The sequence below is a fragment of the Nitrospira sp. Nam80 genome, from assembly GCF_965152575.1.
In genome coordinates, this window is the sequence record NZ_OZ224216.1 from 506,181 (window position 1) to 519,136 (window position 12,956).

Annotated in this window: 10 protein-coding genes and 2 tRNA genes; 5 read left to right on the forward strand and 7 right to left on the reverse strand. The window is 51.9% G+C overall.

The genetic code is table 11. The annotated features are described in order from the left end of the window. Window positions 1-38: 38 nt before the first annotated feature. Window positions 39-704: an MEDS domain-containing protein gene (locus ACWGXE_RS02390; RefSeq protein ID WP_447601031.1), complete on the reverse strand. Its 666-nt coding sequence runs from the start codon at window positions 702-704 to the stop codon at window positions 39-41. A 28-nt stretch (window positions 705-732) separates the two neighbouring features. Continuing rightward, window positions 733-1,578 (reverse strand): GAF domain-containing protein, encoded by an 846-nt coding sequence (locus ACWGXE_RS02395; RefSeq protein ID WP_447601032.1) that lies wholly within the window; start codon window positions 1,576-1,578, stop codon window positions 733-735. Window positions 1,579-2,040: 462 nt separating this feature from the next. On the opposite strand from ACWGXE_RS02395, the gene ACWGXE_RS02400 reads away from it, so the two are divergent. Together ACWGXE_RS02400 and ACWGXE_RS02405 are read left to right on the forward strand one after the other, a co-directional pair. Continuing rightward, the gene (locus ACWGXE_RS02400; protein ID WP_447603850.1) at window positions 2,041-2,223 is read left to right on the forward strand and encodes an ATP-binding protein; all 183 of its coding nucleotides are present in this window, start codon (window positions 2,041-2,043) and stop codon (window positions 2,221-2,223) included. A gap of 672 nt (window positions 2,224-2,895) precedes the next feature. Continuing rightward, complete coding sequence (locus tag ACWGXE_RS02405) at window positions 2,896-3,450, forward strand: GIY-YIG nuclease family protein (RefSeq protein WP_447603852.1); 555 nt, start codon at window positions 2,896-2,898, stop codon at window positions 3,448-3,450. 73 nt (window positions 3,451-3,523) lie between these two features. Here the strand turns inward: ACWGXE_RS02405 and avs2 are convergent, their stop codons facing one another. Continuing rightward, window positions 3,524-8,053 carry an AVAST type 2 anti-phage system protein Avs2 gene (avs2, locus tag ACWGXE_RS02410; RefSeq protein WP_447601033.1) on the reverse strand — a complete coding sequence of 1,510 codons (4,530 nt, stop codon included), beginning with the start codon at window positions 8,051-8,053 and terminating at the stop codon, window positions 3,524-3,526. Between the two features lie 1,076 nt (window positions 8,054-9,129). Between avs2 and ACWGXE_RS02415 the strand changes: the two genes are divergently transcribed. From ACWGXE_RS02415 to ACWGXE_RS02425, 3 genes are all read left to right on the forward strand, one after another. Next, window positions 9,130-9,312 (forward strand): helix-turn-helix domain-containing protein, encoded by a 183-nt coding sequence (locus ACWGXE_RS02415; RefSeq protein ID WP_447601034.1) that lies wholly within the window; start codon window positions 9,130-9,132, stop codon window positions 9,310-9,312. 500 nt (window positions 9,313-9,812) lie between these two features. Beyond that, window positions 9,813-10,199: a helix-turn-helix domain-containing protein gene (locus ACWGXE_RS02420; protein WP_447601036.1), complete on the forward strand. Its 387-nt coding sequence runs from the start codon at window positions 9,813-9,815 to the stop codon at window positions 10,197-10,199. Further along, entirely contained in the window at window positions 10,186-11,253 is a 1,068-nt protein-coding gene (locus tag ACWGXE_RS02425; RefSeq protein ID WP_447601037.1) for a tyrosine-type recombinase/integrase, read from the forward strand. Before ACWGXE_RS02420 ends, ACWGXE_RS02425 begins: the two co-directional genes overlap by 14 nt. Window positions 11,254-11,267: 14 nt before the next feature. Here the strand turns inward: ACWGXE_RS02425 and ACWGXE_RS02430 are convergent. The 4 genes from ACWGXE_RS02430 to ACWGXE_RS02445 all read right to left on the reverse strand — a co-directional run bounded on the left by ACWGXE_RS02430 (window position 11,268) and on the right by ACWGXE_RS02445 (window position 12,770). Beyond that, a tRNA-Lys gene (locus ACWGXE_RS02430) sits at window positions 11,268-11,343 on the reverse strand. Window positions 11,344-11,457: 114 nt separating this feature from the next. After that, window positions 11,458-11,533 (reverse strand) — tRNA-Arg (locus tag ACWGXE_RS02435). Between the two features lie 57 nt (window positions 11,534-11,590). After that, window positions 11,591-12,208: a YkgJ family cysteine cluster protein gene (locus ACWGXE_RS02440; RefSeq protein WP_447601039.1), complete on the reverse strand. Its 618-nt coding sequence runs from the start codon at window positions 12,206-12,208 to the stop codon at window positions 11,591-11,593. Window positions 12,209-12,215: 7 nt separating this feature from the next. Continuing rightward, window positions 12,216-12,770, reverse strand: a complete 555-nt coding sequence (locus tag ACWGXE_RS02445; protein WP_447601040.1) for a hypothetical protein — start codon at window positions 12,768-12,770, stop codon at window positions 12,216-12,218. Window positions 12,771-12,956 lie beyond the last annotated feature (186 nt).

Sequence of the window (12,956 nt, forward strand, 5' to 3'; positions counted from 1 at the left end):
GCATGCTCCTCGCCGAGTAGGCCGTTGGCGTTGCGGCGTCATTGCCACTGACGAGGCTCGCCTTTCTTGCTCTTTCGTTCGGTCAATTCCCGGAGGAGCTCCTCCGGGCGGACATAAAGGGGATTCTCTTGCAGCGTGCCGCCGACGATGACCATCGGATGCGTGCGCAGGATGTCCATGACCACCGTACCGTTATGGCGATTGAGGTCGTAGACACAGACGACCGGATCCGGATATTTCGGCAGCACATAGTTCAATTTCGTTTCATATTCGACAATGTCGGTCACGCCGGGGGCAGTTTCCAACGCCCACTCCATATTGCCCATGAGCCGGGTCAGTCCACGGCCGCGATTGGAGTCGAACACCGTTTCCAACAAACGGATCATGCGTTCCGCGTCGAAATACCCGTTACGGAGATAGGCCTCTTCCCACGCGCGGATTTCCAGCTGACCGCTCTGTTGCGCCTCTTCCACGTCGATGCCGCTCTTGCGGCAGGCAGCCAAATGCTCGTTCCGTAAACGCGCATCGATGATATGGAAGAGTTTTTCTCCCCGCTCGTAGCCTTCCATGAAAAAAGGCATCAGCACATCGTTCTGCTCCTCACGAGAATTGAAAAACGCGCACACGTGCCGGGTCTGTTTCAACGTGCGGCCCGCGAGACGAACCGGCAATTCATTGTCCACCGTCGTTGTTGTCGTCGCCATGGATACCCTCCTGTGTTCGATGCTGTTCCTAACGTTCCCCCGCCCGATTTGCATCCGCTTGTCCACCCCATTCGACCGTATAGCGACACGGCTCCCCCAGCCGCTCGCAGAGCTCGTTGATTTCCCGCTTTAATTCAATCATGCGCAACTCGCGCCCAACCGCCACGCGATTGAATACCGTGAGCTCTTCCGTCGACGCACGAAGCTGTTCATGGCTCTGACGCAAGGCCTCCTTCGCCCGCATCGCATCCTCCATTAAATTCAGCATCGCACGCTGAGAATCCAATTCCTTCAATGACATCAGCGCTTGATAGGCCGCCGAGGCGAACCGGCTCAGGCTCTGGAGCAGGCGAAGATCCTCTCCATCGAACCTGCGGCGATCGTCGTGGGCCATGGCCCAGATGGTTCCCACGGCTTTGCCGTGCAGGTAAAACGGAACCAACAGGCACTCTTCGACTTGGGGCATCACGCCCGCCAGATAGGGATACCGTCGCTCGAAATGCGTGAAGAGCAGCGGCCGGTCCTGATCCAATACATCTCCACAAGGGCCGAACGTGCGTGGCGTGCCGCCCCCGATGTGCGGCTTCCAGACGCCCGCGATGGCGGGCCAGTAAAACCGTTTGCCGCCGTCTTCGGTCGTCAGCAAGCTCACCCCCGCTGAGCCGGCGTCGAACAGTTCAAGAATAAGATCGGAAAGCGTCTGGAGGATAGTTCGAGGCGAGTCGCTCAACGCGTGCATAAGCGCCGCGAGCGCGCGATTTTCCTTCTCGTAGTCGATCGGACGCGAAGGACGCCGTTGCAATTCCTCCGTCCGTAGCACCGCGTCCAATGGCACAATCCCGTCGGAGGACATTGTGGTCGTAGCCAGGTCCATACATCCCTCCCAATGTGATCGGGGCGCCCGTCCATGGCTGCTTGAATTCAAGGACGTCGCGTCGCCCCAAAATTCAACGCACGAAGAGTATATATGGGACAGGTCGCTTGACGGACTAGGGGCTTCCCTAGTGTTGGCGAGTTCTAGGGGGGAACCCAAATGCCAACCCAAGAAGACCTTCTTGTCAGCGATAAAGGATGGCAGCGATGAAGAAGGGTCTCAGGCCTCGGAGCATCCTCTGCTTGCACTCAGAACACCACCAAATGGTTTCCTGAGCGGCGGTGGCGAGATCAGCGAGCGCAATCGCGCGTATGATCAGTCGTGCACGGCGCTGGGTCCGTTGGAGACGTGGCCGCAGAGTCTCGAGGACAGCGTTGAAGAGTGCCGTCCCCTCGCGCTATACGTTTGGATGGGGTTAGGGCCGGCGAACTAGTCAGTCCGTATAGCACGCCGTCCATCCCCGTGTTCGGGAAGAGAGACGAACGAGCCGGTCAGTTCAAATGGCGTGCTCTCATCCCTGATGCGGCGCTTGCCGATGCGATTCTAGACCGCGCGGTGCATCATGCGCACAAGATTCCAAAGGCGAGGTCTACACGGCGTCTACACCGATCGGCGTGGACAAGGAGAGGAGTTGTAAGTGCTTGATTAGAGTGGTGGGCCGTGTAGGGGTCGAACCTACGGCCCGCTGATTAAGAGGCCGTTCAGGGCCATTTATGTAAGGGTTTGATCGGTCTACGGTTTCCCCGTTTCTTTCATAAAATCCGCCACTTTTGAAGGCTGCATTGCCTGTATTGGCTCGATTGAATATACCTTTTTTATCCCTTCTATCACAAAAATATCACACCGATAGTGATATAGTCTGCCCGCGGGATGTATCGCGATGGGCAGAGCCTTAGGCACCTGCCCGAGCGCGGAACGTAACTTACACTCAATGCCTGTAAGGCTGTGATTCCTTCGTGCATCAAGAAAGAACACGTGCTAGCCGCGATGGCTCAGATAGATAAAGAAGGTGTACATCCTGGCCGCCATGGCACGAAGTTCCAGGTCAAATACGAGGCTCGCTCGTATCCCCCGAAACTGTTAATTTCCGTTGCGCACAAAGAAGCCACTGGTACTCCTCTAGCGCCTATGTTGTTTTCCGGCGGTAAGGAAAGTAACGGATTTCTTCGCCGGTTGGGGTTTGTAGTTGAGAGGTCTGACGGCAGTCCAATAGCGACTGAAAAACTATCAAGCGCTAAGTCGCTAGAACCACGGACAAAATTATGCCCTCTTAAGGGTTTGACGTCCGAAGAGTTGGAACTTCTAGAACACCAGCTCATGCATGTTGCTAAGCTTTATTCCTGGACCGAGTTATGGAAAGGGCGCGATCTTCCGCCGTCTGCGAGTGGCGTGTATGCTTGGTTCTTTAAAAATCCGCCTTCCTCAGTGCCCATAGACCGTTGCATTCATCGAGAAGGAAGGGCACTACTCTACGTCGGGATCTCTCCTGAGTCGAAGAATAGCGGTCAAAATCTTAGGCAACGGATCCGATACCACTTCTCTGGAAACGCTGAGGGGTCGACACTTAGACGAACATTAGGCTGTCTTTTAGAGGAAGAACTCGGGACAATCTTGCGTCGAGTTGGGTCGGGAAAGCGCATGACATTTGGCCCGAACGAGAGCAAACTTGCCAAATGGATGACAGTAAACGCCGCAGTATCCTGGATAGAAGCTGAATGTCCTTGGGAGATCGAAGACTATCTTCTCACCAAACTAACTCTGCCACTCAACATTGAGGCTAACAGTCACGGTACTTTTTATGAAGCGCTACGAACAATTCGCAAGCAATGTTGTGAGAGAGCTAGGCTACTCCCTGTCTTAGAATCCTCGTAAGTATGTTTAGTTTCATGAGCCTATCTCGTGGCTTGCGTGTCGAAGAAGCAACGGCGGACTATGGCCGCTAAGGTTAGCCCCGCGATATAAAACTCGTGTTGAGCTCTCCTTCTACTTCACCTGCATTGGTACGGAAGGCTCCATTTAGTTCAAGTCTCCCTTTCCAATCCTCTGCCCTGTGGCTTCCTCCAATAAGATTTTTTTCGGCAAGCACGGTCCACAATATTTCATATTCACGTTCTTTCAAATAAGAAAAAAACAACTCTTCGCTTACTAATAAGGCGCTAGGCCCTTTTGCGATGATCGATGGATCCCTGGAAACAATCCTGCCAGTATCATCGGCAAAATGTCCTGGAAAGCCTGTCCAATGTAAGTTCATGTCATCTACAACGGCTTTTCCTGGCATCTTAACTCTGACTGTTTGTTCAATCGAACAGTCATAGCCGCGTTCCCATAAGTACTCCTCGCTGGTCACCAGGATGGGTCTCGGGATCTTGGCGCTGCCCATGCGTGCCCCGCGTGTCCATCCACTATGGCTAAAGTATGGAATATTCTTGTATTGAAACGAAGGCCCCCATGGATACTCACCCAAGAAGATCTGCGTCAGTTCAGGTGGTTGGGGCATCCAGAGTCCCAGGAAATTCTGTTTGGTAGCCCATTGAAATACTGCCTTAGCATCGCGCCGTCTTACCAAGTAAGATATGAGGATGATATGCCAATTCCGTCTCTCCTTTTCATATGTTCCTTCATCTAGTGGAGCTGGCTGTATCCTTGTGAAGAAGCCATTCAGGTTTAACCATCTGGTACCATCGGCAGGATTGCTAACACGTATCAAGTCGTGAATATCTGGCATTTCATTCCAAGACTTTAACCATGTGATATCGTCAAGATCCGTCTGCCAGTCGAAAGTATCTGGAGCCCACCAGCATGTATCTAGTCGTGTCTCTTCTTTCGCTACAGGTGGCACGAGAAGAGATGGATCAATGTCGCGCCAATAATGTTGCCATGGGCCTTGATATGTTCGTGTTTTCTCCCTCCATGTATCACTTAGGTATTCAAAGTTATCGGCAATTCTCGCGAGAAATTCGTGATAGGCAATCCACTGATATTTCTTTCCGATACGTTCAGCCTTATCAGGATTCCGAGAAAAGTGACTCATTGCCGCATCAAAATCTCCAAACAATTCTGGCGTCCATCCCAGCTGAACCACCTTTTCGAAAATCCACCGCTGCGCGAGCGATAAGTCAAAGGCATGCTCATCCCTATATGGATTGCTCAAGTACGGAAGCACTACGTCGTGAAACTTGTTGATCTGTGCTCTGGTTAAATGACTCTTAAGATTTGTTTCTGCCGCGGAAACATGTGCTTCCAATTCCGATTCCGAATACTGCCGTAACTCTGAGGCTGTATCCTTGGTGTGTCTGTATATGTCCAGGGCACTACGTGCACTGATATATGAGGCTAGCGCTTTCTCGGCATTCCCGCGCAAAGAATTTTCGAATCTGTTGTAAAGCTCCTTGCGCGAAGGGCGTTTTCTTTCGCCCAATTTACGGCTAGTCCATTCAAAATGGTTTGAGTTCGTTCCAATTATGTATCGTGCAAAATCGCCGAAGCCCATTACCGAAGACCAAATATCACCAAATCCTCGATTCTCTTTCCAATCCTTCGGGTAATATTTCGCTTCAAGTTGTTCCCTTGTACTAGAAGGTGGGATCCACTCGCTCTTATAAGGAGGTCGGATAATGTTACTTTGAATGCTGAGTGGAAGACCCGCGGAGAGCGCTACCTCGATTATTCCCCTTGCGTAGTCTCTAAGAAGTATATGAGGAGGTGGGCTTCCACTAGAGAAAATACGATCAAAGGTCAGTTGCGCCAATTCTCGAATTGCTTGGCGATCATTACTTCTTAGAGAACACCCATAGGCGACTGCAAATGATCTTTCGATCACGTATGGATCATTAACGTCAGCGAACTCCTGAATAATTGAAATTAACACCTTGAAGCGGTCTTGCAGCAGATTTACTAAGGCCTTTGTGGCGCGGTCACGTAGGAAGCGGTTCGAACTTGAAAGAAACCATGTCAGTGCAATAGCAAACAGATGTAGTGCTTCCTCTGTAACATAGGTTTTTGCCGAGGAAGAAGAAGCCCACTCAAGTAGGCGATCAACTGCGCTATTTGAATTGTAACGGCGATGTAAGAAGATCGACCATTCGGCGTCTCTCTCGGCCAACTTCTTATCCTTAAGGTTCCTGTGAAGGAACTTTGCATTAAACGGATGATCCGGCTTTGGCGCTACAGTCAACAAAGTCTCTATAAAACGATCGGAGAATCTTTGCGTATGGATGATAGTATCGTTCACATACTGTAGTGCTCCGCTGCCAATATCTTTGGGTTTTCTCCATAATAAGCTTTCCAGGAAAGCATCCTGTACGGGTTCGAATGTCTTTATTCTCTTTACAAACTCTATGAGTTCTTTTCCCGTCTTCTCGGGAATCTGAATAGATAGAGCTTCGATAAGTCCACGATATTGCCACGTAGCGTTTTCATCTTTCACAAACTCATATAGAGAGCCTCCGGATGAAAAACAAGATGAAGGATTGATGACATCAAGACTTTTCTGTAAGAGGAATGATGTGATCAAATGGTCGCTAAACCGTTCATACGAGAAGCGTACAACTTCCTCGGCATTTAACGGTGCGCCGTCAGTGAGGTACATGACATCTTCGGATAGCAGACCCTCTGAAATTAGGTCATGGAATAGACTCTTTGAATGGTCTGGGCGGGGCAGTATTGCATTAATCATGTCGCGCGCATCGTCGCGAGTGATCCAATTGCGCCTTTTCTGAGCCATTTCTTCTGAAAGTTTAAACACTGCTTTCTGAACGTATTTGCCGCCGGGATCACAATTCAGATAGTCAGGCCCAGCGAGCTTAAAATTAATAGAATCAATGAAAAAGTCAAAGACAGCTGATATGCCATCCAGGCCTTCAGGGATGGAATGCAATGCTCGATTGGACAGACCCTTACAGAAAATCTTGAGGAATAGTGGATTCCGAAACTCGGGTGTTAGCACAGGGATCGATGGTCGCTGGATATGGAAATGGTCAAAGAATTTACCAGTGGCATCATACTCTCGATCTGCAAATCCTGTATGAACTTCTCTAATAAATCTTCTGTTCAAATCATGTGGGATTACCAGCTTCTCATAAGAGGATCGCACACTAACTGCGATCCCAACATGTGGAAATCGTGCTAGGGTAGTTAGAATGCCGCCCAGGTATTGCGGCCAAAGCCACGCCCCATCGCCTTCGTTAAGCGCGTCAATGAAGAGTAAGGTTCGTGAACCCGTAGCCTGGCCTGCTGCGTCTAGCGCACCCAGTAGTTCCTCATCATTACTGCAGGTCAATCCGAGTTCTTTAATTATTTGGTTCCAAGGTTCTCCTTTTTGGAAATGTCCACCTAACAACACAATGCTAGGGAGCCCCTCGTTCATTCGCCGTTTTGCCACGTCACAGAATAAATGTGTCTTTCCCGTGCCGGCTTCTCCCACTATTAGTAAATTAGGTCTATTCGCCAATAATGCTTCATTAGCAATAGTGAATTCGTTGCACTGGTACAATGCTTCCGAAAGATTACTGAGGACATGTCGTCGATAGCTGCGCCGCTCTCGTAGCTCACGATTTACGGGGTCTGACTTGCCCTTCGTCGACGTATCATACTCTTTGTCGAGCTGCGTCAATTGTCTTGAACAAGCATTAACGATATGGCTTGCCTCTTTGCATAAGGATAAAACTTTCTCTAGCTCCAAACTGCGACTATCCGGATAAGAGAGTCGCAGCCGAATTGTGGTTAGTTGTTCTATAATGGCTTGCAGCTGACCAAAACACTCCAACTCCGATTCGGAATGTGAGGCAGCTGTTTTATGCTGTTTTTCAATCTCGGCTATCAGGCTAATGAACCGATCGTAAAACGACTTAGTCCTTCCTAGTCCATCGAAAATCTGGCTAATCGGTAGATTAATGTGAAGCTCGGGCGTGTAACGAGCTCCTGCATTCGCTAAGGCCTTTTCCAGGGCAGCTTGAAACCATTCCGACCCGAGGTGTTCTTTGTTGAACCAAAAGTATTTTCTGCCCGAGTGTTCAACCTTGGAGAGCTTGAGAAAGAGCTCAGTATCACCCCAGTACCGGAACTCGACGGACATGTTTCTATCAGAGGCCCATTCAGTCCACTTCCGGACTCGTTCATCCCATTTGTCCTTGAACCATGACTGTTTTTCTATTCTGGGGTCTTCGCGATTCAATGGCAGGCAGATGGTGTACTGAACCAAAGAAGGGTGTTTCTGAAGGGCTGTGGACACCGATTCGTCAAGTTGTTTCCATTGCGAGCTCGTGGGAACTGTTGTGAAAAATTTGGCCTGCCATGCTAATTCTTCGCCCGATGGAAACTTCCAGTAACACTCCACTCCGGCATCAGGAGCAGCCTTTCTAACAAATTCGGACCCGTCTGAGTACTTCTCGCTAGCCGCAAGCTGGCAGCACAGTTCTTCAAACGCGTTATCCTGAGAGCCATTCCACGACCGAAGTTTGTGCCATTCACTGTTCATTGCCGTGTAACTTAACAGTTGATTGATGATCGTAAGACATGCCGATTGATGAAGTTTTGTAGAGCCGATTAATAGGCTGTGCCCAGGGGTTTAGATTTGATGAACTATCAAAAGGCGGCAGCCCTTTGTTGCTTCATGAGAATTGGAAGCGATTCTTGGCCAATCCATGCAAAATACCACCGAGGCACGGCCACTATCATTGCCCATTCGATAACATTCTCTTGTATGCCTTTTAAAATATCGAACGATAGCTTGGCTTCGCTCACTGAGAAATTAATTCCTTTGAAATCGTACGCGGAGAGTCGACGCCTCCCGATGATTTCCACTATAGGATCCAGGTGATTGAACCTCCCATCTCTTATCAAGGGAAACAGAGTCAGGCGACTGGAGACCGACCTAAGTATCCGAGCCTTCATGATAGAAGGCATATCCTTTTCACGCTCTACAAAAAGGAGTGCTTCCCGATAATCTTCTCTCACCTTTTGCATTGTTAGACGGCTCACGTAAGCGTTAGTGATGTTGCTTGCTCTTTGCTGTACTTCTTTCCTTCTACGACGTAATCGATGGCTTACCTCCTTGCTAGTCAAAAGTGTGTCCAGAAGCATTTCCAAGTACTCATGTGCGGCCTCAGATGGGATGCCAATTCTTTGTTTCAAAATATATGTGGCATATTCCGCGGCCCGCGCAGTGGGTGGCCTGCACCTTCCAGGCGAGCCAACACGTGTCTTTGTAATGATCGCCTCTGGAGGAAAAGGATCAACGACATCGAGTATGTCCGAACTCTTTATGTATTGACACGCAATACGGCACTTCTCTGCTATATCGAGGCCGAATGATGTGACAGTACTTCCCAGTAGAGCTTCATACCTCTCCCGCCATGGTGCTAGCCGACCTCTAGTCATAAGCGTTTGATGTAGTAGGGGGTATTTAGTCGCTCAATTTTGATCGACTTTCTCCCTCCCCCCGTTTCCGGAATATCCGGCATTCTACCGCCAATGACGCTGACAAGCTCGCGACTGCCCGGTATTGCAGCATACGTATTCAGCATGAGCGAATCAATAGGGAGGAGAAGCCTCATGGACAAGCGCCTACTGTCTGCTAGGGAAGCAGGGCGGTATTTGGGAATTTCGCATCGCACAGTATGGACATGGGCCCAAATCGGTTGGCTGCCAGCCATTCATATGGGCCGGCGTGTGCTCTTTGATCGATTGCAATTGGATGCGGTGATTGAGAGACAAAAAGAACAGCAGCGTTCTTAGTTCGATCCTTAGTTCCTTCGTGCCGATAGTTTCGGAGCCGTGGGTGTGGGCGCTTGGGGATAACCGTCTTCGGTTATCCCCAGCGTCCACAGCTCTGCGACTTCCTAGATAGAAAGAAGAGTAAGAGAAGAGAAGATAAATCTAAGAGCCGACAGGCCTAGTGAGGGGTATCTCACCATGAGAGACCATGACAAGCCAATACACAGGAGACCTGTGAAAAAGCGGAGCAATGTTCGATATCCGGAGCACTACATTGGCGGATTCAAAGAGTTAACGGCATCTCAAGCATGGATGGTTCAGCACCCCGTGTCCGCATATAGACGGGGGGACCCGTTCTGGCCAAGGTCGGCGGAATTCGCACGAATGTCCCACTGCTCCTTGGCAACCTTTTATCGGAACTTAAAAAAATTAAGAGGGCGGTACCTTGCGATCGAAAGCAGGCCTGGAAGACCAAACATCTATCGTCCGTCTGACTATGCGTTGTATTTGTTTGGAATGACATGAGGCACGAATTGCCGTGCGGCATTCACAATCCGATACTAAATCATTCGTTAAGCCTTCCGACGAGCGGATATTGGGATATTAGAACGCTGTCACAATACCTGTCTGTGAAGTCCTGTACGTTGTATGCCTGGGCCGCACACGGAAAGATTCCCTGCATCAAGATTCATGGGTTGGTCCGATTTCGACGCGATGAGATTGATCGATGGTTAGAAAGCTTCCGGGAACGTCCGAAGCCGGCCACATCCCAAGCGGTGCGCGCACGGCCCGTAGACATCGCAGCGGTGATTGCGCGTGCCAAGCGCAGCGCCTATAATCCAGCCCACGGGGAAACCAGACGCGGATCAAGCCCTATCGGAAAGGAGGCAGAGGATGGGGCTGTATAGACGCGGAATCGTCTGGTGGATGTCTTTTACATACGGAGGTAAACAGGTCCGCGCTTCGACCGGGCAGACTGATCGGCGCGCGGCCGAAATGGTGCTGGGGGAGACCCGCCGGCAACTGCATGATGGCGCGTATCGGATCACGTTGGAGCAGCAGCAGCGGACTTTTGGAGAGCTAATGGACCGGTATCTGGCCGAACACGCGAGTAAAAAAGCGAGCGCACGCTCGTATGTGGGCTATGCGCGGCGGCTGCGGGGCTTCTTTGGCGACCACACGCCGCTGGCGGAGATCACGCCGCGGCTGATTGTGGCCTATAAAAATCAGCTCTTTGCGGCGGAGCTGGCGCCGGCGTCGGTGAACCGGCATCTGGCGACACTCAAGAAGGCCTTCAATCTGGCCGTGCGTGAGTGGGAATGGTGCCAGAAGAACCCGGTGCTCAGCGTGTCCATGGAGCGCGAACCCATCGGCCGGGATCGCTGGTTGACGCTCGAGGAAGAGGAGCGCTTGCTGAGCGCCTGTCCGCCCTGGCTGAGGCAGATCGTGCTGTTCGCGCTCGGGACCGGCCTGCGGATGGGAGAAATCCTCGCCATAACCTGGCGGGCGGTGGACCTGTCCCGGCGAACGGTGACGGTGGTGCGGTCGAAGAACGGGGAGCGGCGGACCCTGCCGATTAATCAGACCGTGCTGGGGGTGCTGAAGGACCGGGCGAAGGTGCGGGCCCTCCAGACCGATTTGGTGTTTCCCAGCCAGGCCCAGACGCCACTGGAAGGCAGCCACTTGCGGCGGGCCTTCCGGAGCGCGCTCAAACGGGCCAGGATCGACGATTGCCGGTTCCATGATCTTCGGCATACCTTTGCGACGCGGCTCGTGCAGGACGGCGTGGATCTGTATAAGGTGCAGCGCCTGCTGGGGCATAAGACGCCGCTCATGACGCAGCGCTATGCGCATCACGATCCGGAAAGCCTGCGGGAGGGGGTGGAAGTGCTGGACCGGCGGCCGCCGGTATCACACTTTATCACAGCTGCGGAGACCGGCCGGGCTGCGGAAGCGATGTAAGTAGTGGAAACAATTGGTGGGCCGTGCAGGGGTCGAACCTGCGGCCCGCTGATTAAGAGTCAGCTGCTCTACCAACTGAGCTAACGGCCCCACCGTGTTGTATGTACTTGTTAGGTGTGAAGCTCTAGCAGTAAACCGGCGATAGTGTCTTCAATAGTTCTGAAAGATGGATCCAAGAATTTATACTTCACCAGGCAGAAGGCTTGGCGCGCCTGACAGGATTTGAACCTGTGGCCCTCAGCTCCGGAGGCTGATGCTCTATCCACTGAGCTACAGGCGCCCCCGCTCGCAAGGCTCCAGCACCTTAGCATAGCCTTTCCAATGCTGTCCAGTTTGTCTATTCAAATCCCGGAAGGAAGCCATACGGGAGCAATAACTCCTCTCCTGTGAACGATCGTCGCCTTTTTTCCGTCTCGATCAATCCCGCCTCCTGATCGGCAAGCCGGTCTTCTTCGGTCCGAAGTAATCGGGACAAACGGATGACGGGGACAGAGGATTGTATGTCGCAGGCGCCGTACACCATGCCATGGGTTTCCGTGGGAATGCCCATGGTCCTGCAAGTTATAGGGCGAAACGAGTATAGAGCGCAGGACCCGTCTTTTTCCAACGCGGGGCAGGGCTGATCAGCGAACCGGGCGACCAGGTCGTCGATCTTCTGGTCCGGCAAGCCGTCCAATATCGGATCGGCCGCCAGATCCGGGCATGCCGTTTCAATATCGGCAGTCTGACGGCGTGCGCGCCCCTCAATGTTCTGCCGCTGCACCGCAGGAAGCTCCCGAAGTCCTCTGCGTAGTTCTTCAGCGTCCAGTACGGTGATGGGAAAGGGGCCGATGCAGCAATGACAGCATCCCTTGCCGCAGGGAACGTTTCCTAACAAGGCGGCCTTGGCTCGAACAAACCAATGATCTGCCCGGTCGAAAATCGATGAAGAAAGGGAGGAACGAGGCGCCTCCATAAGACGGCTATTCCTGTGGGGCGGAGAGATCGACAATCACCTGGCCTTTGGGAGAGAAAAACCCCTGCCCGTCAACCTGCACCAGTCCCGTGCAGTGCTCTTGATAAAATTCCAGGATCCACCCGTTGAAATCGTATCCATCGTCTGTGATATCGGTCTGCATTTGTGTGGTCAGGATGAACCGCGCCCGCGTCACATATTCGGCCGCAAGCTGCGCTTCAATATCATCATAAGATGACAGAAGTTCAAGAAAGTATTTCTGCTCCTGCTCGAACACATCCTTATATGAGCCGCGATCCCGTACGCAGAAGACCCGAATGGGCTTGCGGTCCCGGCTATAGCCGAGGGCGATCTGAATCCAGGCCCATTCATCCAGCATCGCGTCAGTGACATCCGGCGGTGTAATCGGCAATTGGCCCCGCGATTTCAAGAAATCGAGTAAGAGCCGCAACGGCGGCGAATTATCCTTTTGGCAAAATACCCGCGAATACACATAGGTTTCTGTTTGTTCCCCGGGAAGCGGCTGTGCGCTGGACGGCAAAATCGGTAATTCTTTGGCCATGGAGTTGAATCCTTCTGCTATGTCTCAACGTGATGTACTGCTACTCTACTCGGTCTTTCCTAGTGGGTTCAAGGGTGAGGCGCATGCTTTTTCCCGCTCCAGATGCGAGTTTTTCCGGTTGACAGCTCTGGGGGCTTTGGATACACTCTCGCCCTGTTTTTCACGTAGCACGCTGCACACGCGCGT

Excerpts from the sequence above, each read along its gene's own strand:
- ACWGXE_RS02425 (WP_447601037.1), top strand. The coding sequence starts at position 10,186 with ATGGGGCTGTATAGACGCGGAATCGTCTGGTGGATGTCTTTTACATAC.
- ACWGXE_RS02420 (WP_447601036.1), top strand. The coding sequence starts at position 9,813 with ATGAGGCACGAATTGCCGTGCGGCATTCACAATCCGATACTAAATCAT.
- ACWGXE_RS02445 (WP_447601040.1), bottom strand. The coding sequence starts at position 12,770 with ATGGCCAAAGAATTACCGATTTTGCCGTCCAGCGCACAGCCGCTTCCC.
- ACWGXE_RS02390 (WP_447601031.1), bottom strand. The coding sequence starts at position 704 with ATGGCGACGACAACAACGACGGTGGACAATGAATTGCCGGTTCGTCTC.
- ACWGXE_RS02395 (WP_447601032.1), bottom strand. The coding sequence starts at position 1,578 with ATGGACCTGGCTACGACCACAATGTCCTCCGACGGGATTGTGCCATTG.
- ACWGXE_RS02440 (WP_447601039.1), bottom strand. The coding sequence starts at position 12,208 with ATGGAGGCGCCTCGTTCCTCCCTTTCTTCATCGATTTTCGACCGGGCA.
- avs2 (WP_447601033.1), bottom strand. The coding sequence starts at position 8,053 with ATGAACAGTGAATGGCACAAACTTCGGTCGTGGAATGGCTCTCAGGAT.
- ACWGXE_RS02405 (WP_447603852.1), top strand. The coding sequence starts at position 2,896 with ATGCATGTTGCTAAGCTTTATTCCTGGACCGAGTTATGGAAAGGGCGC.
- ACWGXE_RS02415 (WP_447601034.1), top strand. The coding sequence starts at position 9,130 with ATGGACAAGCGCCTACTGTCTGCTAGGGAAGCAGGGCGGTATTTGGGA.